The organism is Nostoc sp., from assembly GCF_036917275.1.
In the GTDB taxonomy this organism is placed as follows: Bacteria; Cyanobacteriota; Cyanobacteriia; order Cyanobacteriales; family Nostocaceae; genus Nostoc.
Genome location: NZ_JBALDF010000056.1, coordinates 187901 through 212518 on the forward strand (window position 1 = coordinate 187901; position 24618 = coordinate 212518).

A 24618-nucleotide genomic window follows, 5' to 3' on the forward strand; every position below is an offset into this window, starting at 1 on the left:
CTCTCCTTCCAATTGATTCACTGTTGTTCGCCAGCAAGTATTGCTTGAACTTCCTCTTGCGAAAGTTGCTCTAGTTCTGCAAAGGTCTGAGCCAGTATTTCACTATCTCCCGCTTGAGCCAGCCGTTGTGCAATAGTCACGGCTAAATCAGCTATGGTAGGTTTCTCAAAAAGGTCACGCAGGGCTAAATCTACCTCGAAGGTGTCGCGTAAACGAGACACAACTTGAGTGGCTAGCAAAGAGTGCCCACCTGAATCGAAGAAATTGTCATGAACACCGATGCACTCAAGCCGCAACAATTCAGACCAGATTTCTGCCAGATGTTTTTCAACAGGGGTTCGAGGTGCTACAAAAGTATCTTCTACATTAGGTCTAGCTGTGTCCGGTGAAGGTAGTGCAAGGCGATCTACTTTCCCGTTGGGGGTCAGGGGCAAGTTCTTTAACAGTATAAAGGCAGATGGCACCATATATTCAGGTAGCTTGTTTCTCAGGAAAAAACGCAGTTCGCTAGTGCTAGAGCCTTTACCTTGTCTGGGAACAACATAGGCGACTAGGCGTTTGTCACCGAGTTTATCTTCCCGATCTATAACTACAACTTCTCGCACGTGGGGATGTTGTCTGAGTGCCAACTCAATTTCTTCTGGCTCGATGCGGAAGCCCCGAACCTTAACTTGGTTGTCAATCCGTCCAAGAAACTCCAGATTCCCATCACTCAAGTAGCGAACCCTGTCTCCTGTCTTGTACAGCTTTGCTTTCAGTGTGTCACTAAAGGGGTTAGGTATGAACTTAGTGGCGTTTAGTTCAGGATGGTTTAGATAGCCTCGCGCTAGTCCTGCACCACCAACGTATAACTCACCTGACACGCCAATGGGAACTGGTTGCAGCTGCTGATCCAGCACATAAACCTCTATATTGGCTAGGGGTTTTCCTATGGGGACAGTTTCAGAATAATGATTTGTTTGCTGTTTTTCCACTAAATAGGTTAGCACACCCACAGTGGTTTCTGTTGGACCATAGTGGTTGAAAATTTCACAAGCTGGCAAGTACTGCTGAAGCTGTTCAATTAAGTACCAACTAGCAATTTCACCACCAAGAATCAGACGCTTGCGGGGCAGGATTTTCTCTGAGTGAGAAGATGTCAGGAGAACTGCTAAGTGGGAAGGGACAATTTTGAGACAGTCAATAGGATAAAGCTCAAAGTAAGCTATTAAGGCTGCTGGATCGGAAGCTCGCTCTTGGGACACCACATGGAGACAACCCCCATTACACAAAGCTGGAAAAATTGCTGTGTTGCCTAAGTCTGCTGCAAAGGAGGAAACTGTTGCAAAGCTGGCACTAGGCGGCAGATCGAGTTTGTCTAAAATCGCATTGATATAATTGAGAAGTTGTTGATGTTCGATGGCAACTCCTTTGGGTTTGCCTGTAGAGCCTGAAGTGTATAGTACGTAGACCAAATTCTCAACTGTTGTCTCACTATTGGGATTTCCATTATTGTGTTGAGCGATCGCATCCCAGTCCTTATCCAAGCAGATTACCTGTGCTGCATTGATCGGTAGATCATTGACTAGCTGCTGTTGAGTCAGTAGCACGGGTACTTGGGCATCCTGCAACCGGGAAGCAAGACCCTCATTTGGTAATGCGGGGTCTAGTGGTACGTAAGCTCCACCTGCTTTGAGGATACCCAGTAGTCCAATTATCATATCAAGCGATCGCTCTACACAAAGCCCAACTAAAACTTCCGGCTTGACTCCCAATGTTTGCAAGTAATGAGCTAGTTGATTAGCTTTGCGGTTAAGTTCTGCATAGGTCAGTTGTTGATCTTCAAATACAACGGCAATGTTGTTAGGTGTTTTTTCTACTTGTTCTTCAAAAAGCTTATGTATACATTTATCTTGTGGATAATTAATCTGCGTTTGGTTAAACTCGACTAGTAGCTGTTGGCGATCGCTTTTGCTGAGTATCTCTAATTGACTGATTTTCTCCTCTGGATTTGCAGTCGTACTAGTTAATAAAGTTTGAAATTGTCCAGCTAAACGCCCAATAGTATCTGCCCTGAAGTAATTGACATCGTAGTAAAATTCTGCAATTAAAGAGTTATCGCGCCGAGTACAAGTAAGTTTAATTTTGAATGGCTCTATACAGCTGTAATATTTATCAAGATAAAATGAGACGCCACCGACAAAGCGTTTTTCCGGTAATTGGTCAAACTCGAAACCAATGGAAAAAGCTAGGTAATTGTCATTTTCTATAGGTTCAGGAACGAAATAATCCTGCCATTCTGTGGCATCAGCTAGAGTTTTTTCAGCGAGTTTCAAGACTTCTTGAAAGCGCAAGTATGGTGTCAAATGATTTTTAATTGGTATCCAGGTGGCAACAAGTCCTAGTACGTCTTGAAGTTCTTCATAATCTCTGCGATCGCAACCCATGCCAATGACGATATCTGGCTGTCCTGTAAGTCGCCAAATCAGTGTTTGCCAGCAAGCTAATAAGACGACAGCAGCGGAAGTATTATACTTTTGCGCTAAAGTTTCAATCTTGGCTGTCAGTTCCGCAGCTATTACCAATTGGGTACAGTCTATCTTAAATCCTGATTTTTTTAAAGTTTTATTCTCAAAAGGTAACTTTAACGTAGCTAAGGAAGATAATTTTTGCTGACACCAGTATTCATTAGCAGTCGTTGCGTCCTCATCTCTTAGTAATTGATGTTGCCATTCTGAGAATTGTAAGTATTGCACTACTTCATCGCACAATTCTTTTCCTTCTAAGCAATTAGAATATGAGTTACTAATTTCATTAACTAGATTCTTGATTGTCTGGACATCTGCACAAAGTGCAGGCAAGGAGACCAAGAGAATATGTGTATTTGGCGACAGTTTCAGTAAAAATAAACGCAATAAGGAAGCTGACTCGAAGTCAAAACCTTGATGTCTAACCTCCTGAAAAAGCTCTTCTATTTTAGATAACTGTTCCGGCTCAGAACAATCGCTTAAATCAATATCTTGCCAGAAAGGAGAACTGCGCTCGGCAACAACCATCACAGGAGTTTTTATACTAGGCAAGCGACACAAATTTGTCCGAAGAATTTCATGCCGATTGACGACTTGCTGTAATGCTGCTTTTAAAATTTCTGGTTGAATATTCCCTTGTATCAGAACAGTACTTTGAGTTAAGTAAGCAGAACTATCTTGCTGCAATAACCAAAGGCGTTTCTGATGAGGAGACAGCCTAAAACCGTTAATAGTAGCGTCAGTTATCATTTACCTCCTCCTTGCCTGCTATGAAGTGTAATATCTTGGCTTTGAATGATTTCTCCCATTGCTACCACAATTTTGCGTTTCCCCTCATAGGGGTAGCGTCCGTGTGCAACAAGCATATTATCTAGCATCAAAATGTCTCCTTTCTGCCAAGGGAAACTTGTCTTCGACTGCTGATAAACTTGATTAATTTCTGCAATTACTTCGTCTTCTATGGGAGTAGCGTCCCCATAATAAACATTACGTGGGAGCTTTTTATCTCCAAACAAAGACAACAGAGATTCTCGGAGTTCTGCATCTAAATATGCTATATGGTGTAACTGTATTTGATTGAAAAATACTTTGTCATCAGTTTTAGGGTGTACTGCTACTACTGGACGAACCTGACGAGTCACTAGACTATTATTATCATACCATTCAAAATCGATTTCAGCCTGAAGACAGTAATTTTCTACTAAAGATTTGTCATTGGTACGAAAGAAATCTTGCCAGCTTACATCTAAACCATTCGTATAATTACGAACGTACATGAATTGTTTTTCAGTTAATACTTCTCGTAGTTTGGGATTGAGGAGTTTATAAGCTTTTCGACAGTCTACAATTGGCGTTTCTCCACCTTGTTTAGCAGGTTCTACGCAGAAAAACCAAATTTTTAAAGGAAACTGATGTAAGTGAGAGCCTTCATTATGGAAAAGAATAGCTGTATCGGGTGGGTAAGGAGTAGAACCATAAACTTTACCGCTTTCTCCAGCACGAGGTAAGTCGCCATATTCACCGAATAAGTCTGGACAAATTGCCTGGGCAACACTTTCAAATTCTGAGAGAGAATCTAGATTGAAATCTCGAAATAGAATTGCTCCATGTTTCAACAATTCTGTTTCTAGAAATTTTTGGTTAGTTTTAGCCCAAGCCACAAAATCAATCTCGTCAGCATCTGGCTGAATTACAAGAGGAAATGTTTGCCCTGGTTGAAGATAAGTAGTCTTGATTAATCTTTCTTGTGATAAACTTAACGCTTTGGGAGCAACGCTAATAAACTTTTCTCGCTTGAACGCTTTGCGCTCTATTTTTTGCGTGGTTTGTTGTTTTCTTTCATTGTAAGTTAGCATTTCTAAATTGCCGATTCGTGCATCAGGTTGGGACACAATGCTGTTGAGCAGCGTCTGGAAGTTGTCTGTCATGCGAGTGATTGTGGTGGCATCAACAAGATCAGAGTTGTACTGCCACTTGCCCAAGATGCCCTGCTCTGTTTCGGTGATAAATAGTGCTAAATCAAACCTGGCTATTTTGTTTTCAACTTCTAGCAGACTTAAGGTTAGTCCTGGCAATTCTAAAGGTGGCATGGGGGCATTCTGGAAGACAAACAATACCTGAAATAGTGGCGGCGTGTTGCTCAAATTCCGCTCTGGTTGCAAAGCTTTGACTAATTGATCAAAGGGCAAATCTTGATGAGCATAAGCTCCTAATGTTACAGAGCGTACTCGTTTCAGCAATTCCTCAAAGGTGGGGTTTCCGCTCAGGTCAGTGCGTAAGACAAGCAGATTGATAAAAAAGCCAATTAATGATTCAATTTCTGCTTGATTACGATTAGCGACATCAGTGCCAACAACGATGTCATCTTGACTGGTGTAGCGTTGTAGCAATATCTGAAAACCTGCCAGCAAGGTCATGAATAAGGTGACACCCTGTTGACGTGACAGTGCTTGCAGTTGTTGAGATATGTTAGAGGGAATGAGGAAAGATTGAGTAGCGCCCCTATTGGTTTTAACTTCTATTCGCGGACGAGTTGTGGGTAATTGCATTACAGGGAGGTTGCTTCCTAATTGCTGCTTCCAGTAAGCAAGTTGAGCTTTCAATACCTCACCTTGTAGCCATTGTCGTTGCCATACAGCAAAATCGGCATACTGAATTGGCAGTTCGGGAAGTGGTGAGGGTTGCCCACTACAGAAGGCTTGGTAAAGTGCCCTCACCTCACGCACTAAGACACCAATTGACCAGCCGTCAGAGGCAATGTGGTGCATGGTCAATAACATTATATGCTCTTGTTCACTAAGGCGCAGTAATCTTACCCGCAACAAAAGGTCGCCGTTGAAGTCAAAAAGTCGTTGAGCTTCTTTATCTGCCAGTTTTCTGACTTCAGCTTGTTGTTGGTTTGAAGGTAACTCACTGATGTCAAATATGGGTAACGGTAGCGATGTGACTGATGAGATAATTGCTACGGGTTGCCCCTCTATTGTCTGGAAATTGGTTCGCAACGCTTCGTGGCGCCGTAAAATTTCGTTGAAACTTTGTTGTAGTGCCCTTAGATTTAATTCTCCCTGTAGGCGAATAGCAGCAGCAATATTGTAAAAGGGGCTGTTTGGCTCTAACTGGTGTAAGAACCACAGTCGCTGCTGTGCAAAAGATAGGGGTAACTCGTGCGATCGTGAAATGCGCTCAATAGTTGTTGCTTCAAGTCCTGAGTCTGCTTTGCTGGCTTTCTCAATTTCTGTAGCTAACTTGGCTACTGTAGGCTTGTCAAACAAGCGATGCAAAGGAAGCTTTACTTGAAAAACCTTTTGTATCTGGGAAATGACACGAGTAGCTACAAGAGAGTGCCCGCCCAATTCAAAGAAGTTATCGTGAATGCCTACTTGAGCAAGATCGAGAACATCTGCCCAGATTCCGGCTAGTATCTCCTCAACAGGGGTAGAAGGAGCTACAAAGATTTCTTCTAACTCAACCTGTGTTAGACCAGATGCTACCAGCGATCGCCTATCCACTTTACCATTAGGTGTCAGTGGCAGTGCCTCTAGCATCACAAAAGCCGAGGGAACCATATACTCAGGCAGTTTCTCCTGTAGAAAACGGCGTAGCTGTGGCACCAGATCACGAGTCAATTTTGCCTTTAGAGGATTATTTGCATAAAAATCCCAAACGCTTTTCCACTGGGAAATCTGCTCGTCATAACTCGGTGTTCCTGATCCCAACTCGTCTAGGTTCTGGGATTGTAAATTTGGAACGATATATGCCATCAAGCGCTTGTTGTCTGGTTGGCTTTCTTGCACCAAAACTACAGCTTGTTGCACTTCTGGGTTTTGGCTCAATAACGTTTCAATTTCTCCGAGTTCAATGCGGAAACCCCGAACCTTGACTTGATGATCGATCCGCCCTAAGTATTCAATAGTCCCGTCTAGTCGATAGCGAACTAAGTCCCCAGTTTTGTATAACCGGGAAGTTGAAGTGTTGTTAAAGGGGTTAGGGATAAATTTCTGTAATGTGAGTTCTGGTTGATTGAGATAACCAAGAGCCAGTCCTAAACCACCGATGTGTAGTTCACCCGGAACCCCTACGGGAACCGGTTGCAGGTTTTCATCTAAAATATAAAATTCTGTGTTGGCAATCGGACGACCAATGGAAATGATGCCATCTCGACCCTCTACGTTATTTGTAGTCTCTACCTGATGCGCAGCTGACCAGATAGTAGTTTCTGTTGGCCCGTATAAATTCCAGAGTTCAGTACTTCGTTCGAGCAATTGATTGGCTAGTTCACGGTCGAGGGCTTCACCACCGCAGAGGATTTTTAGTGACCAACGACCCTGCCACCCAGATGTTAGAAGCAGTCGCCAAGTAGCTGGCGTGGCTTGTATGACGGTGGTATCAGAAGATATTAGCCTTTCTAATAATTGAGTTCCGTCAACAGCGACTTCACGGCTGACCACTATTAAACGAGCGCCTACAATCAGTGGCAGGTAAATTTCTAGTGCTGCAATATCAAACGATAATGTTGTGACTGATAGGAGAATATCTTCCTGAGTCAGCCTGATGTTGAGGCGCATGGCACTTAAGAAGTTAACCAACGCTTGGTGTAGAATTTGCACTCCTTTGGGCTTGCCAGTTGAGCCGGAGGTGTAAATCACATAGGCTAAATCTTTAGTAGTTACCTGGCTAATGGGATGACAATTGCTTTGTTGGCCAATCTTCTGCCAGTCTGTATCAAGGTATACGACTTTTCCTTGATATTTCGGTAAGATTGCCATCAACTTCTGTTGAGTGAGCAGCACCGAGACTTGAGCATCTTCTAGCATGAATGCTAAACGCTCGTGCGGATAGGCTGGATCGAGAGGGACATAAGCACCACCTGCTTTCAGGATGCCTAACAATCCAACCACCATATCGAGCGATCGCTCCACGCAAATGCCTACCAATATTTCTGGTAATACACCCAACTCTTGTAAATACTGTGCTAGCTGATTGGCACGAATATTCAATTCCTGATAGGTAAGTTGTTGATCTTCAAAAACGACTGCTACAGCATCTGGTGTTTGTTCTACCTGAGCCTCAAATAATTGATGAATACAGCTAGAGGGATAATCAGCCGATGTTTGATTCCAATCTACTAGCAGTTGCTGTTGTTCTGTTGCAGTCAAGATTGGCAAGTCAGATAAATGGTGATCGGGATTAGCCACAATCCCTTCTAGTAGTATCTGGAAATGTCCCTGCATCCGGTTAATTGTGGCAGCATCAAACAAATCGCTGTTGTACTCAAACACGCCCATCAACCCTTGTTCAGTTTCCGTTAAAAACAGGGTTATATCAAACATGGCTGTTTCGGTTTCTACTTCCATCGGACTCAGGATCACTCCTGGAAGCTTCAAAACCTCCATTGGGGCATTTTGTAAAATTAACATCACCTGAAACATTGGAGTGTGGCTTAAATTCCGCTCTGGCTGTAGCTCTTCTACAAGCTGCTCGAAGGGCAAATCTTGATGAGCGTAAGCATCTAATGTCACCTCGCGAACCCGCCGCAGTAATTCTTTAAAACTCGGATTTAACGACAGGTCGGTACGCAGTACAAGAGTATTGACAAAAAAGCCGATTAATGGTTCTATTTCAGTGCGATTGCGGTTAGCAATGGGAGAGCCAATCAAAATATCTGCTTGATTTGTGTAGCGATACAGCAATGTTTTGAACGCTGCTAGCAGAGTCATAAACAGAGTAACGGCTTCCTGCCGTGAAAGAGACTTGAGTGCCTCAGTCAGAATTTTGGGAATTTGCCACGATTGTTTTCTGCCCCTGAAGCTTTGAATGGCTGGTCGAGGTCGGTCGGTAGGAAGTTGCAGTACGGGCAATTTTCCGCCTAACTGCTGTTTCCAGTAAGCAATTTGGGATAACTGTACTTCTGTTTGTAGCCACTGTCGTCGCCAAATAGCAAAGTCTGCATATTGAATACTCAAATCGAGAAGTGATGATGGTTTGCCGCTAGAGAATGATTCGTAAAGTGCAGCCACTTCGCGAACAATCACGCCTGCCGACCAGCCATCAGCGACAATATGATGTATTGTGAACACCAACACATGTTCTTCCTCCTCCAACCGTAACAGAGAAGTTCGTAGCAATGCATCTTCAGTCAAGTTAAAAGACTGTCGTGCTTGTAAGCTAGCCAGTCGCCGAACCTCAACTTCTCGTTCTTCTTGTGATAATTTCCCCAAATCTATAATCGGCAGCGTTATATTCAGCGCCGAAGCAATTTTCTGGACAGGTTGCCCATCTACGTCCGTGAAGCTCGTTCGCAAGACCTCATGGCGTCGCACAATTTCATTGATGCTTTGCTCCAATGCTGCTACATTGAGCGAACCTTTTAATAGTACAGTTCGGGAAATGTTGTAAAAAGAATTCCCTGGTTCCATCTGGTCAAGAAACCACAGCCTCTGTTGAGCAAACGACAGTGGCAATTCGCCCTCCCGTTTCACCTGCTCAATAGGCATAGTTGCTGAGTTCTGTCCACTCCTCATTGCTGCTTCAATCAGTTCAGCTATTCCCGCCACTGTCGGTGTTTCAAATAAACTACGCAGCCGCAACTCTACTTGAAATGCTTCGCGCACTTGCGAAACAACTTGCGTGGCTAGCAACGAGTGTCCACCCAAGTCAAAAAAGTTATCGTGAATGCCTACGTACTCAGTACCAAGAACTCTAGCCCAAATTCCAGCAAGCACCTCCTCAACTGGTGTGCGGGGAGTTGCAAAGCTTTTTTCTAACTGAGGACGTACTGAGTTAGGTTCTGGCAGTGCCTGACGGTCTACTTTGCCGTTGGGAGTAAGCGGTAACGCCTTGAGCATGACAAAGCTTGAAGGCACCATATATTCAGGCAACCTCGCCTGCATATAGTTACGCAGTTCATTATTAATGATGGGCGATTCTTGAGCAGGTACGACGTAGGCTGTCAGATACTTCTGACCAGACTCTGAATCTCTTGCTAAGACGACAACTTCCCGCACATTTGGGTGGAGACTGAGTACTGCCTCAATTTCTCCTAGTTCTATACGGAAGCCACGAATTTTAACTTGGTGGTCGGTACGACCTAAAAACTCAATTGTGCCGTCTGGTAAATAGCGTGCCCGATCGCCGGTTTTGTAAAGCCGCGTTCCTTCTTCCTGACTGAATGGATTGGGAATAAATTTAACAGCTGTCTGTTCGGGCTGATTCAGATAGCATCTAGCTAGAGTTGTCCCACCAATGTATATTTCCCCATTTACTCCTATGGGAACAGGCTGCAAGTTCTCTTCCAGAATATATACCTGCGTGTTAGGAATTGAGCGACTCAGGGGAACTGTTTGGGATTTTGGATAGCATGAAAGGTCGTGATTAAGTTCTACTAGATAAGTAAGTACACCGACAGTGGCTTCTGTCGGGCCGTAGTGATTGAAGATCAGGCAATCTTGTGCATACTTTTGAATCTGCTCGATCAGTTCCCAACTGGTAGCCTCACCACCTAGTATAAGTCGTTCTCTAGGCAGGATAGACCCAGGTGAAGAAGATGTTAAGAGTGAAGCAAGGTGAGAGGGAACAATCTTGAGACAGTCAATAGGATGTCTACGGCAATATTCTGCCAAAGCTGCTGGGTCAGTAGCACGTTCGTATGAGATTAGATGCAGACAACCTCCCATAGACAGACAAGGAAAGATAGCTGTGTTGCCTAAGTCTGCGGCGAATGTAGAAACCAGTGCAAAATTAGCACCTGCTGGCAGGTTTAACTGATCGACGATCGCATATGTGTAATTGAGCAATTGTCGGTGTTCAATTGCAACCCCCTTAGCTGTGCCTGTAGAACCAGAGGTAAACAGTACATATACTAGATTTTCATTTGTTACCTTGCTATTGGGATTAAGATCATTTTCCTGAGCAATAGTTTCCCAGTCACTATCCAGGTAGATTACTGTTGTTTGCTCTTTGTTATTCGTCATTGGTTCAAAGTTATTTGCCAATGACGAATGACTAATGATTAATGACACCTGGGCACCCTGCAATCGTAATGCCAAACCTTCTTTCGGCAATGCGGGATCTAATGGCACATATGCCCCACCAGCTTTGAGGATGGCTAAAAGTCCAACTATCATGTCAAGCGATGCCTTCGGCGACGTCTTCGACGAACGCTCGACACACAGCCCCACTAAAACCTCTGGTACAACCCCCTGCTTTTGCAGGTAGTGAGCTATTTTGTTAGCCCGTTGATTCAGGTCGTGGTAAGTTAGTTGTTGATCTTCAAAGATAACAGCAATTTTATTCGGGGTTTTTCCTACCTGTTGCTCAAACAGCTGGTGAATGCACTTGTTGTGAGGATAATCGCGCTTCGTGTTTACCTGGTCAAGCAGTTGTTGTCTCTCGATTTGACTAAGAATATCTAACTGACTAATTGCTGTCTCGGGATGAGCGATCGCGCTAGCTAACAATGTCTGAAATTGCCCGACTAAGCGTTTAATATCTTCTACATTAAATAAGTTTGAGTCATAGTGAAATGCTACATTTAGCATATCATTCTGACGAATACAATAAAGCTTTACTTTGAATCTGTCAATGCAAGTATATAGTTGGTCAATTGAAAAACATACATCAGCCGCCATATAATTTTTTGGCAGTTCTTGAAACTCGAAACAAACTGGGAAAAAACGTAAGGTATTCGGATACAATTCTGCTATTAGTTCCCAATTAAAGTAATCCTGTAGGTTATAAATATTCTCTGTACATTCATTATTTTTATGAAAAACATCAATAGAATTTGATTCTAGTTCTATATTGGAAATTAACGGTAAGTGTTTAGTAAATAATCCTACACTTTTCTCTAGTTCCTGATATTTGCGTCCCTCATAAGCCACACCGATACTCAAATTTTCCTGTTTGGTAAGACGCACAAGTAAAATCTGCCAGGAAGCTAAGAAAAATTCAGCCACTGAAATATTATACTGCTGAGTCAGAGTGTAAATTTGTTCTAACAAAGCAGGGGAAATTGTGAAACTTTGGGTTCGAGGGTGAAATTCTAGTTGCTCTATAGACTGTTTTTCAAAAGGCAGCTTTAGTTTTGTCAGCGCTGAAAAATCCTGTTTTCGCCAATAGTCTCTGCCTACTTCTGTATCTACCCCTTCTAACAATTCGTTTTGCCATTCAGCCAAATCTGCGTATTGTAGTGGTTCATCATCTAGTTCTTTACCTTGCAAGCAAGCTGCATAAGACTGGCTAATTTCTTGCACTAAAATTTTGAGTGTTGCTGCATCTCCACAAAGTGCAGGTAAGCTAATAACCAAAGCATACTTAGATGACGACAGAGTTACTAAAGATAGGCGTAATGGGGAACCTTCTACCAAATCAAACTGCTGTTTGTTTACTTGATTAAAGAAGGCTGATAAAAATTCCTCTTGTTCTTGAGGTGTGCAACCTCTCAAGTTGTGGTTTTCGTCCCAGACAATACTGTTATTTCTAATGACTTGCAAAGGTATAGTCATCCCAGGCAAACAATGAAAATTAGTACGGAGAATTTCATGCCGACTGACAACTAGTTCTAAAGCTACTCTCAAGGTGTCGATATCAAGATTCCCTTCTATCAAGACAGCACACTGTGAAGAATAAGGGAAGTTGTCACTTTCCTGTAAATGCCAGAGATGTTTTTGTTGGGGTGAGAGTCGAAAACCCTGCATTTCGTCTATCATTATAATTCTCCGTACTTGGCACTAAATATCTTTACTACTGAATTGTTCTGCCATTCCTACTACGACCTTTCGGTGTCCTACAAATGGCATCCGTCCGTGTGCTGCTAGCATATTATCGAGCATTAAAATATCTCCAGCTTGCCAAGGGAAAATTATAGTTTCTTGTTGGTATACAGCACGAATTTCATCTAACACGGTTTTTTCAATTGGCGATCCATCACCATAATAAGTATTGTGTGGCAAGTCTTCTTCTTGAAACTCAGCTAACAATGACTTGCGGATATTTGGTTCTAAAGTTGATACATGAAAAAATACAGCATGATTGAACCAAACTTGTTCACCTGTTTGGGGATGGGTGGCAACGACCTGTCTAATTTGGCGGGTTCTTAAGCGATTGCCCTCTTTCCACTCGAATTCTATGCCATTGTGACGGCAGAAGGTTTCTACTTCGGCTGGATTGGTTGTTTGAAACACTGTCTGCCAAGGCAAGCCAAAGCCATCGCCAAAGTTGCGGACATACATCACTCCTTTTTCGATGAAGCGATCGCAAATCTTGGAATCAATCCGTTGATATAATTTCCGAGTGTCAGCAATGGGGGTTTCTCCTCCATGCTGTGCTGGTGTCACGCAGTAAAAGAAGATTTTTAGAGGCCATGTGGCAGCGTAGGAATTCTCGCTATGAAGAAAGATAGTTTGGTTGGCAGGATAGTCAGTTGAAGTATAAATATTACCTTGAATTAGACTGCGGGGTGAAGAGCGATCGCGATATTCCAGCAAATTTCCAGAAACTGTTTGGATAAATTTTTCAAACTCTGCCACATCTCTAACTTGGAAATTACGAAACAGGATACCACCATGCTTCAGTAGATTTTTTGCAATTAATTCTTGATTACTTGCTGTCCAAGTTACTAAATTAATTCCTTCTACTATAGGTTGTAACAGCAAAGGTAAGGATTTCTCACGCAACAAAGGTATTACTTTGATCAATTCTGCATTCGAGAGATTAACACCTTGCCGTCTTTTTGACCTTATTTGGTTGAGGCTGATTTTTGGATAGTCTGGAATCTTCATTATTTATTTCTTACAATTTTTACGCTTCCAGAATTTTCTTCCGTTTTTTATTTAAGGCAAAAATCTTGATTTATTACTGTAACTTTCTTGCTTCAAGGGTGGTGTATTCATTTATTGAATTATTAGCTTTACAAAAATCTAAATCTAATTCCTCTAATGACTTTACACCTAGCGTTTCCAAAACAAATGGTTGCAATGTGTTGCTTTCAATAAAATTGCTTTTTTCATCATTCTTTCCTTTATAGACGATGACTAAATTATGATAAAACTGTATGGAAAGAATGTTTTCATCAAAGTATGAAGGAGTATATCCTGGATTTAAAAATTCCTCATAGTTTAATCCATCAACCAGTCTTTTAAACATATTCATCACGGTTTTTGGATCGTTTAGGTCGAGGCTACCACCAATATTTATCCAGTTTTGTAACTCAAAACTGTCTTTGGCTAAGTTTGACCACTTTTTATCTTTAAGACTTGGCCAGTATGAGTGATGGATATTCTCTGCTGCATAAATGCCACCATCTTTAAGTGCTGGGAAAAAAGTGTGGAACGCTTTGATATGATGTTCATTTGCAGAACTACCATCTTCAATGATAATATCTAGTTCGCCAGTTTCGGCTAAAACTTCTTTGATCAAATATTCATCATTTTGATCACAATTAAAAATTTTAATACGGTCTTCTTCTAAATACCTTTTGTCTATTATATCAAGACCATAAATCGTACTGTTTGGAAAATAAGTTTTCCACGTTTTTAACGATTCTCCTCCTATTGTGTGATCCTCATAACCTCCTATACCAATTGCAAGAATTTTTAGTTTTTTCCACTTTAAGGGAGCAAAATGACTTTGATAGCGATGAGCAAACCTAAGTCTTGGCCATTCATCATGGGAATAAATAGCTGCTGCTTTACTTAAGTTATAAGGAGCGATAAATGCTGTAAATTTACGCTGAAAGTTGTTGAAGGTTTTTTTTGATGACTCTATTAAGTTCATTTATAGTACTCCTAATCTCACTAAGTTTTCAAAAATTAAGTTGGATAAATTTTCAGATTCCCTAAATTGTCTTACGCTTTATCAGCTTGAGTTTTTGCACAGAAGTTTGTTCTAGTTCTTGTTCTTTTATTAGTTGTTGTTTTTTGTCAGCTTTAGCGAGTATTTTAGCTAACTCGTTAACTCTAATATCAGGCTGTTTAACAATATACCATAGAAGGATTTCAAAATTACTTATCATCCGAGCAATAGTAGTGGTATCAAACAAGTCTGTTTTATACTCCAATGAGCCATTAAAACCTTCTGAACTTTCCCAGATGCTGAATTTCAAATCAAACTTTGAAGTACCGCTATCGGCTTCCAATGGTCGCAGAGTCAGCCCTGGAAGTTCTATAGTTGGTATTGGGGCATTTTGAAGAATAAACATCACCTGAAATAGCGGGTTATGACTTAAATTTCGTTCTGGCTGCAATTCTTCCACCAACTTCTCAAAAGGTAAGTCTTGATGAGCATAGGCTCCTAAAGCTACTTCGCGCACCCGACTTAATAATTCGCGAAAAGTCAGATCACCTGATAAGCTTGTACGCAATACCAATGTGTTGAGAAAAAAGCCAATGAGTTTTTCTGTTTCTCTTCTGGTGCGACCAACAACGGGCGAACCTACTATTATTTGCTCTTGATTTGAATAGCAGTATAACAAAGTCTTGAACACTGCCAGAAGGGTCATAAACTGAGTCACACCTTCTTGCCGATTCAAGTTGTTAACTGCTTCGCTTACAGCCTTAGGAAACGTAAAAAATCGTTTTGTGCCAGTGAAGGTTTGTATAGCTGGTCGTGGTCGATCACTAGGAAGTTGCAGTACAGCTAAACTACCGCTTAATTGCTGCTTCCAGTAATTTACCTGACTTTCAAGCACTTCTTTTTGCAACCATTGTTTTTGCCAATAAGCAAAATCTGCATACTGAATAGAAAGTTCAGGAAGTGGTGAAGGTAAGCCATAAGAGAAAGCCTCGTAAATCTCTGCCAGTTCTCGGATCAAAATGCCAATAGACCAACCATCCGAAATAATGTGGTGCATGACTAACAGCAGCATATGCTCCTGTTGTGTCAGATGTAGGAGTTTAGCTCGCAGCAGTGCTGCTTGGGATAAGTTGAAAGGCTGTTGGGCAAACTCAGTAGCAATGCCTAAAGCTGACTCTATATTTCCTCCCGGTAAATCTACAACTGCCAAAGTTATTTTTAAGGTAGGAGTGATCGCTTGGATTGGTCGTCCTTCTACTGTCGAAAAGCTTGTTCGCAATGGTTCATGACGTGCCACCACTTCGTTAAGACTTTGTTCTAAGATCGCTGTATTTAGCTCCCCAATTAAATGCACAGCAATAGGAACATTGTAAAAGGGGTTTCCAGGTTCTAATTGGTCGAGGAACCACAAGCGTTCTTGAGCAAGACATAGGGGTAGTTCTTGACTTCGAGAAATCGGCTCCAGCTTTGGCTCTAATGCTGTTTTTGTTGTTAGTTGAGTTAGTATTTGCGTTGCTAGCAGGACAACACTAGCATCTTTAAAGAAATCCTCGATAGATATTGTGACTCCAAGGTCTACTTGAATCTGATTTTTGAGTTCAAAGACCATTAAGGAATCGAGTCCTAAAGTAGTTAATGATACCTCTTCGTTTACTTGAAATGGTGCAACTTTTAGTACGCGAGCAATCTGTGTTTGAAGATAAGGTACTAGCAATAGGGGACGTTTTTCTCGTGGAGTTGCAAGAATTACCTCGCGGCTGACACTGACTTCGTTCCCCCAGTCATCTCTACTATCGAAGATACTGCTGCCTATGATCTCCAATTCGCATGCGAGAAACTCTGCGCGAGTTGCACGGCGTTGAATCTTACCGCTGGAGGTTTTGGGAATAGTACCTGGTTTAATTAGCACTACTGCATAGACTTGCACTTCATGTTCTTCTGCAACCACCTGACGAATTGCAGCAATAACTTCCTCAAGATTTGGTTTGGCACGAAACTCCAATTCCTGCACCACAACTAATCGCTCTTCCTTCTCTACCTCAACCGAGAAAGCTGCACCACTACCTGAACGTAATGATAAATGGCTACGTTCTACAGTTAACTCTATATCTTGTGGGTAGAGGTTGCGACCTCGAATAATGATTAAATCTTTGGCTCGACCTGTAATAAAGAGTTCTCCGTTGTGCAGAAAGCCCAAGTCACCAGTGCGTAAAAATGGCCTCTCCCCTACATCTTTCAGGGAGGCGTGGAATGTTTGCTCTGTTTCAAGAGGACGATTCCAATAGCCCTGACCTACACTCGGACCAGATACCCAGATTTCTCCAACTTCATCTGATGAACAGCGAGTTAATGTTTCAGGATTGACAATAACTATCTGTTGTTGAGGAATAGTTTTGCCGCAACTGACAAAGGTTTGGATATCTTTGCTCTGGGCTGTTGCTGAGACTATCTGATTCTGGGAAAGTGCAGATTTATCTACAGTTCTGACTTGGGCTAAGGCTGTCTTAATCCCACCGGAAACCATCAATGTTGCTTCCGCCATGCCGTAACAAGGGTAGAATGCTTCCGGACGAAAGCCACATTCAGCAAAGGATGCAGCAAATCGCTCTAAAATCTCCCCTCTGACTGGTTCAGCACCATTAAAAGCGACACTCCAACTACTTAAGTCCAGAGTTTCTTTTTGTTGTTGGGTAATCCTTTGAATACACTGGTCATAAGCAAAGTTGGGAGCACCACTCGTAGTGCCTTTGTAGTGGGAAATCGCCTGTAACCAGCGCAATGGTCGTTGCAGAAAAGATGCTGGAGACATTAAGATGCAACCAAACCCGCCATACAATGGTTGCAAAATACCACCAATCAACCCCATATCATGGTAAACAGGTAGCCAGGAGACAAATTTGCTGCTGGGAGAATGTTCCATGAGTTGGTAAGTCACGGCAGCATTGTGCAACAAATTGCCATGACTGAGCATAACTCCCTTTGGTGTGCCTGTAGAACCCGATGTATATTGCAAAAAAGCTAGGGTATCCGCATTGATTTCAGGTTGTTGCCAAGAATCTTCTATACCCTGTGCCAGGTTGTCAGTAATGAGCCAACGAAAATTTCCTATATTTGCTTGTTGTGTCAGTATCGATTGTAATGTGGGGAGCATCGCTGTTGTCGTCAGAGCGATGCTTGCCTGTGCATTTATACTAATAGCCTGTATTCTCGGTGTTTTGCGCTGATTGTGAGGTGGATAAGCTGGAACCGCCACAACTCCAGCGTAGAGACAACCAAAAAAAGCACTCAAGTAATCTAACCCTGGCGGATAAAGCAATATAGCACGTTGCCCTCTTAAACTTAAGCTTTGGAGTTGAGAAGCTATAGCCCGACTGCGTCGATCCAACTCATAGTAAGTTAACGTTGATTCTTGAGTTTCTCCATCTTCGAGGAAGGTGAATGCTTGTGCGTGCGACTGTGTTGAACTGCGATGACGCAGAATATCAACAACTGTCGCACACTGATGCGGAATTTTTGGAAATCTATTAAAAATTAAAGTCATTCCGGCCTTAAGCTATCAGATACACCCAAACAATCGTGGAATCATGCAAGCTGAATGTCACATTTTACTCTATGTGAAGTCAGAGTGCTGCCTTTACCCCTGAACGTTATTCATTGAGAATTATTCTTGAATAAACCTCAAGGGAATATTGTATTGTGAAACAGACCGCACACTTGCTCGGTCAGTCACACAAATTTTTGCTCAGCTATATTGAAAATTATTTTTAATTAGCTTTTTTACTTTAGAAGAAATGTATTGTCTTTAGCAACTATAAATCAATAGAGAATACTTATCAATAATCTTTTTAAGATTAATTGTATCTAGGAGAGTATTTTTCTTACTTTTGATAGATGCTAAGAATATTCTATACCTATATGCGTACCAAACAAATTATCTTTAATTTATCTGGCTTCATAATCACATGTAGCGTAATTTACTGATACTTATTCACGCAAAAAGCTTTGCTGGTCAATACTATCTCTGACAATACAGAGAATATATAGTATATAAATAAACAAATACGATGAGTATTCTCTCCATCTAAACTTTAGATAATAAAATATTATTAATTAATTGATGCTAATTTATACTAGTAATTATGCAGATTTTCCGACTATATGTAAATTTTTGTTTTTTGTTTTTTTATTAAGCTTGCTTTCTTAATGCAAATAACTTTTAATAATATTTCTAAGGTAGCGTCAGCGAAAAGAACAGGGGAACAAGGGGATGGGGGGATAAGGGTAAAAGCCCAATAGATAAATAAATCTATTGGCTCTGAAACAATAACGTAGCGATCGCTGTTGCAAGCAATCAAGGGAACAAATGAATTCACTCTTCTTTAAATCGTGTGGACAAGGGGTTTTTTCTCTAACTTCCTCTACCTCCCCTCCTTCCCAATCTCATAAAATCGTATTGCTCTCTACCCCACAAGCGAACCTCGTAAAATTCGCTCTTTTCCTTACCCCCATACATGAATGTGTTGCTTCTCCAAGGTATGGAGGTTCTGATGAGAGAAAAACAATAGACATAGGAGTGAAAATGACGTAGGTACAATTCATGAATTGTACCTACCAAGAATTTTGGGCAACGAATAATTAATTTCTGGATATGTCTAATGAAGTCTAAACAGGTTGTTCCTAGTCTATTGCTCACAGGTCTTATTATCATGTTGGTCACAAGTCCTACTAGAAGCGAGGAAATATCACCAATTAGAGTTTACAAGAATACGACATCTGGTGACACTGGCGCGAGTTCTACTCAATCAACACCTCTGATTACCAAAGGAGAGACTGTTGAACCAATCCGACAAATTCGGCTAGTAAGTCAGATAGCGCATTCAGCCAAGAACGCCAGAATATTAGTGCAGTTGCCAACCCCACCAAACACGCCACCAACTTCAGTTGTGCAAGTTACCTCAGTTAAGGCAAATCCCACTGCCAAAGGTCTGGAGATTATTTTACAGACTAGCAAAGGGGAACAGTTGCAACTAGTCAATCGCAGTGCTGGTAGCAATTTCATCACTGACATTCCTAATGCTCAACTGCGCTTACCGAGTGGCGACGCATTCACATTCCGCTCTGAAAAACCAATTGCGGGTGTAACTGAAATAACAGTTACTAACTTTAATGCCAATACTATCCGAGTCACAGTGATTGGTGAGGGGAGTGTACCAACAGTCGAGTTGTTTGATAGTCCGAATGAGGGTCTTATCTTCTCTGTGGCTGGTGCAGCATCGTCCGCGCAACAACCGCAAACCCAACCAACTCCTGAACAACAAAAGCCAGGAAATCAAACACAATCAACTCAACCATCAGCTTCGGGTGATCAACCGATTGAGTTGGTAGTCACGGGTGAACAAGACGGATATAGTCTACCAAATGCAACAACTGCTACCAAAACCGACACACCATTACGCGATATCCCTCAGTCAATTCAAGTTATTCCCCAACAAGTTATCAAAGATCAGCAAATCACCCGGATTACCGATGCTGCACGCAATGTTAGTGGTGTCTCACTACAAGGTAGTTACGGTGCTAACACAGATGCTTATATCATCCGGGGATTTCTACAGTACAATAGCCTGAGAAATGGTTTCCAAGCTGGAGATAACTACATCGATCCTAACAGCGTTGAACGAGTCGAAGTTCTCAAAGGTCCGGCTTCAGTGCTATATGGTCAATTTGAACCGGGTGGTGTGGTCAATTATGTCACCAAACAACCGCTTGCAACTCCCTATTATGCAAGTGAATTTACAGTGGGAAGTTACAGTGATTACAAATCCTCAATCGATATTTCTGGACCACTTACCCCTGACCAAAAGTTGTTGTATCGCTTGAATGCTAGCTATGAAAATTTTGGGAGTTTTATAGATTTTGTTCACGGGCAATATTTCTCAATATCGCCGGTATTGTCCTATAAGATTAGCGATAATACAAATTTGACTTTGGAATATGAGCATACTGCTCAAAATCGAACATTTTATGATGGGTTGCTACCTGTTCGTGAATCTTTTCAAGTTCCCATCAGTCGTTTTTTAGGAGAACCAAGTGCCGATAAGTACAATGTTGACTCTAATGCATTTTACTTGACTTTGGATCACACCTTCAGTGAAAATTTACGGCTGCGTACTGCCTTTTCAGCATACTTTACTACTTCTGATAATAATAACGTTGTCCGACCAGACTCACTTGAAGCGGATGGTCAGACAGTATCGCGAAGGCTTGCTGGAGGTGCCGGTTCCAATCAAACATTTGATCTGCAAAATGAATTAATCAGCAAGTTCAAAACTGGTTCCATTAATCATCAGCTGCTCCTGGGTTTAGAGTTAGGTTGGCAAAACGTTTTTTATGATTACCTTCGCACTGCGGCTCCTGGGATTAATCTTTTCAATCCAGTATATGGTGCGCCACTGCCAACCAGTTTCGTCGATACAGCTCAGCAAACAGAGGCTTATACCGATACTGTAGGTATTTACTTGCAAGACCAGGTAACATTACTTTCTAATTTGAAGCTACTGGTTGGTGGAAGATATGATTTTGTCAGCTACAACGATAGAGGCACAGACTTAAATAACAATGGTGCACTGGCTTATAGAAATAACTTTTACGATGAAGCTTTTTCACCCCGTGTGGGACTGGTTTACCAACCTATAGAACCAATCTCCCTATACGCCAGTTATAGCGAGTCTTTTGTACCCAACAACACCCTATCAGCTAGCCAAGTGGCATTAAAACCTTCTCGTGGAACCCAGTATGAAGGCGGAATTAAAACCGAGTTATTGGATGGTAAGCTTTCAGCAACACTTGCAGCATACAATATTACCAAAACCAACGTAGCTACAACTGATCCAAATAATAATGATTATTCAATTGCAGCTGGAGAAGTCAAGAGTCAAGGTATTGAATTCGATATTTCTGGGCGAATTTTACCTGGGTGGAATGTAATTGCATCCTTTGCCCATAACGATACGTATGTCAGCGAGGATAATAACCTACCTGTGGGTGACAGATTGGTTGCGGTGCCCAGGAATACTGCTAGCTTCTGGACAACCTATGAAATTCAAAGTGGTTCCTTCAAAGGATTGGGATTTGGTGGAGGACTATTTTTTGTTGGCGATAGCCAAGCCAATCTACCAAACGATGGAGTTGTGATTCCTTCCTACGTCAGAACTGATGCCTCTATTTTCTATAAAAAGGAAAATTGGCGAGTGGGTCTCAACATCAAGAATCTTTTTGACACTACGTATTACTATTCTCAAGGTTACTTTCTGCGTCCCGGAGATCCCTTGACTGTTCTGGCGACGATTTCTGTACAGTTTTGACCCCACCCTAACCCTCCCCTTGTAAAGGCTATGCGTTACCCGGATCTTTATTAACATTTGCGAGAGCGATCGCTCTCCAAATCTTAAAGCCTTAAAGCTACGTTGTCTATTCTCAATAAAATTGAGTTTTTATCGAGAACAAGAAGTGCTAATTTTTCAAGCCAGTAAGAAAACCCAAGCATTGTGAGCGTTATAAAACAATGGTTTCAAGATTGTTAATAAAGATGTGACTAATAGACATCTCCGAAAATGAATGTAGAGACACTAAATTTCGCCTCTCTACAAGGGTTTCAGGTTACGCATATTTAATTTCTGGAGATGTCTAATGGATAGTTATAAAGGGGAGGGAACATGATTTTTCTTCCCCCCAATATATCGGGGGGATTGAGGGGGGTAAAAAATCCAACTTACTTTCGTGGCGATTATGAATCAGAAAAAACTACGCTCTATCGTTTTTTACCTGCACAGATATATCGGTTTTTTTGTTGGACTATTGCTAATTGTCGTTGGGTTAACAGGTAGCCTGTTAGTGTTCGAGCAAGATTTTGACCACTTTATGATTAGTCAACAGTATGGACACATTACTCCCCAACAGGTGCAGTTATCCCCAGAGTCTGTGGTGAATACAATTGAGGCGAAGTATCCCGCGCGAGGTGATTTCCATCTTTTTCGGATTTATTTGCCAGATACTCCTTCTTCTCCCTACGTGGGGCAGTTGTCATCAACTGATGTGCAAAGGAAAGAGGTTTTTCTCAACCCTTATACAGGCAAAATTATCGGTGAGCGGATAACGGATAAAACCCTAATTGGTCTAACACTTAATTTACACTACAGCTTGATGGCAGGTCAAACCGGAACTGCAATTGTTGGCATTGCTGCCTTTTTAATGTGTGTACTTAGCATCACAGGTTTAGTTCTCTGGCCGGGTTGGCGCAAATTGATTGCAGGCTTCAAAATCAAGTTTGATGCTCATCCCAAGCGGGTGAACTTTGACATTCACAAAGTTGCTGGCATTATCACTGTCGTCTTTTTATTTTTTACTGGCTTTACGGGCTTTTGCTGGAACTTCTACGATTTGACTGAGCCGATTATTTACGCTGTTACATTCACCTCAAAACCATCTGAGCCAGTATCCAAGCCAATTCCTAGTAAATCAACCTTAAAATTGACAGAACAACTGAAAATTGCCGATGCTGCCTTACCTGGTGCTGCTACCAAAAGCATTTATTTTCCCAGTAAACCAGAAGAGGCTCTACGAATTAACATGAAGCTACCGCAGGAAAGTTCATATGACGCTAATAGTAATGTTTATCTCGACCAGTACAGTGGCAAGGTTTTGCGAGTTGATAATGCTTTAAAGATGCTAGTGGGCGATCGCTTCCTCAATTTTTTTGTACCCCTGCACTACGGTACTTTTGGTGGCTTACCGACCCGCATTCTCTATGTGTTCGTTGGACTTGCACCACTGATTCTTTTTGTTACTGGTTTGGTGATGTGGTGGTATCGCTATCGGGCTAAACGTAGTATAAGCGATCGTGTCATAGAACTATCACAGAAGCTTTGAACTTAACTGATAACTGACCAATGCAAATCCATAATCCAAAATTGATATAAGTGCGTACTTTCATTATCGTTTGGCTCGGTCAAACTGTTTCTATCATTGGCAGCAGTATGACCGCATTTAGTTTCAGTATCTGGGTGTGGGAACTCACGAATCAAGCTACAGCATTAGCATTATTTGGTTTCTTTGCACAAGTGCCACAAGTTTTAATTACTCCCATAGCTGGGGTGATTGTGGATCGCTGGAACCGTAAATACCTAATGATAGTTGGCGACACAGTGAGCGGGCTGTTGACCATTACTGTCTTACTGCTTTACGTAACTCATAATTTGCAATTATGGCATCTCTACGTGGCTGTGGCTGTCAAGGGCACTTTTGAAGAGTTTCAAGGACTGGCATACTCAGTATCAGTATCAATGATGGTGCCTAAGCAGCAGTATAGTCGCGCTAACAGTATGAGCTTTCTGGTAACTTTCAGTTCTGTTATCATCGCACCAGCGCTAGCAAGTACCCTCTACGTAGTCATTGGTATTGCAGGTATTTTAATTATCGATATCATTACTTTTGTGATTGCTGTCAGCACAGTGCTTCGAGCAGATATTCCGCAACCATCCATGACGGAAGTAGGCATACAAAGTCGCACAAATTTGAAGGAGGAGCTTTACTTTGGCTGGCGCTATGTTGCCGCACGCCCCAGCCTGGTTGCCATGCTAATATTGGTGTCGCTGTTTTGGTTTGCCTTTTACTTTGGCAATTCACTTATTACTTCCCTAATTATGACACGTACTGACAATGATACTAAGGTATTAGGTACTGTATTTTCGGCAACAGGGTTGGGCGGCTTTATTGGGGTGTTGCTCATAAGCGTTTGGGGTAATCCCAAGCGCCGAATACATGGAGTCTTGCTGGGTATGATGGGTGCTGGCATGAGCCAAACAGTGTTTGGTCTGGCGATAATGCCGTTGATTTGGATTCCAGCTAAATTCTGTACATCTCTAAATTTACCAATACTTGGCAATGCTATTGATATTATCTGGATGAGCAAGGTAAAACCTGAGTTGCAGGGGCGTGTTTTTGCCGTGCGCTCTATGATGTTGCTGGTCACTTCGGCCTTAGCATACTTGATAGCTGGACCACTAGCCGACTACGTTTTTGAACCAGCAATGATGTCAGGGGGGAGTCTCGCACCCATATTAGGCTGGATATTTGGCACAGGAAGAGGCGCGGGCATGGCACTGTTGTATGTAATCTCTTCACTAAGCATGTTACTTATTGGCTTAGGTGGATATGCGTTTCGTGTGTTACGTGACGTAGAAATCATCCTGCCCGATCATGACGCCAGTGCAGAGTAGTCGGTGGCGGAATTTAACAGTAGCTTTGAATCGTTTCCAAGGAAGTG

The 24618-nt window shown here is 41.9% G+C and carries 8 protein-coding genes; 3 read left to right on the top strand and 5 right to left on the bottom strand.

Going from position 1 to position 24618, the window contains the following annotated elements:
• Positions 1 to 17: 17 nt before the first annotated feature.
• From V7K35_RS21580 to V7K35_RS21600, 5 genes are all read right to left on the bottom strand, one after another.
• On the bottom strand, positions 18 to 3257 hold the full coding sequence (locus tag V7K35_RS21580) for a non-ribosomal peptide synthetase (RefSeq protein WP_335081449.1): 3240 nt from the start codon (positions 3255 to 3257) through the stop codon (positions 18 to 20).
• The gene (locus V7K35_RS21585; RefSeq protein WP_335081450.1) at positions 3254 to 12214 is read right to left on the bottom strand and encodes a non-ribosomal peptide synthetase; all 8961 of its coding nucleotides are present in this window, start codon (positions 12212 to 12214) and stop codon (positions 3254 to 3256) included. The genes V7K35_RS21580 and V7K35_RS21585 overlap by 4 nt, the downstream gene beginning before the upstream one ends.
• A gap of 21 nt (positions 12215 to 12235) precedes the next feature.
• Positions 12236 to 13285 (bottom strand): TauD/TfdA family dioxygenase, encoded by a 1050-nt coding sequence (locus V7K35_RS21590; protein ID WP_335081451.1) that lies wholly within the window; start codon positions 13283 to 13285, stop codon positions 12236 to 12238.
• Between the two features lie 73 nt (positions 13286 to 13358).
• Positions 13359 to 14279: a hypothetical protein gene (locus tag V7K35_RS21595; RefSeq protein ID WP_335081452.1), complete on the bottom strand. Its 921-nt coding sequence runs from the start codon at positions 14277 to 14279 to the stop codon at positions 13359 to 13361.
• A gap of 61 nt (positions 14280 to 14340) precedes the next feature.
• Positions 14341 to 17838, bottom strand: a complete 3498-nt coding sequence (locus V7K35_RS21600) for a condensation domain-containing protein (RefSeq protein ID WP_335081453.1) — start codon at positions 17836 to 17838, stop codon at positions 14341 to 14343.
• Positions 17839 to 18952: 1114 nt separating this feature from the next.
• On the opposite strand from V7K35_RS21600, the gene V7K35_RS21605 reads away from it, so the two are divergent.
• From V7K35_RS21605 to V7K35_RS21615, 3 genes are all read left to right on the top strand, one after another.
• Positions 18953 to 21658 (top strand): TonB-dependent siderophore receptor, encoded by a 2706-nt coding sequence (locus V7K35_RS21605; RefSeq protein WP_335081456.1) that lies wholly within the window; start codon positions 18953 to 18955, stop codon positions 21656 to 21658.
• A 424-nt stretch (positions 21659 to 22082) separates the two neighbouring features.
• Positions 22083 to 23222 (top strand): PepSY-associated TM helix domain-containing protein, encoded by a 1140-nt coding sequence (locus tag V7K35_RS21610; RefSeq protein ID WP_335081458.1) that lies wholly within the window; start codon positions 22083 to 22085, stop codon positions 23220 to 23222.
• 50 nt (positions 23223 to 23272) lie between these two features.
• Positions 23273 to 24571: an MFS transporter gene (locus V7K35_RS21615; protein ID WP_335081461.1), complete on the top strand. Its 1299-nt coding sequence runs from the start codon at positions 23273 to 23275 to the stop codon at positions 24569 to 24571.
• Positions 24572 to 24618: the final 47 nt, after the last annotated feature.

Coding starts and splice junctions, on each gene's coding strand:
- V7K35_RS21585 (WP_335081450.1), bottom strand. CDS start 12,214: ATGATAGACGAAATGCAGGGTTTTCGACTCTCACCCCAACAAAAACAT.
- V7K35_RS21590 (WP_335081451.1), bottom strand. CDS start 13,285: ATGAAGATTCCAGACTATCCAAAAATCAGCCTCAACCAAATAAGGTCA.
- V7K35_RS21595 (WP_335081452.1), bottom strand. CDS start 14,279: ATGAACTTAATAGAGTCATCAAAAAAAACCTTCAACAACTTTCAGCGT.
- V7K35_RS21600 (WP_335081453.1), bottom strand. CDS start 17,838: ATGACTTTAATTTTTAATAGATTTCCAAAAATTCCGCATCAGTGTGCG.
- V7K35_RS21605 (WP_335081456.1), top strand. CDS start 18,953: ATGAAGTCTAAACAGGTTGTTCCTAGTCTATTGCTCACAGGTCTTATT.
- V7K35_RS21580 (WP_335081449.1), bottom strand. CDS start 3,257: ATGATAACTGACGCTACTATTAACGGTTTTAGGCTGTCTCCTCATCAG.
- V7K35_RS21610 (WP_335081458.1), top strand. CDS start 22,083: ATGAATCAGAAAAAACTACGCTCTATCGTTTTTTACCTGCACAGATAT.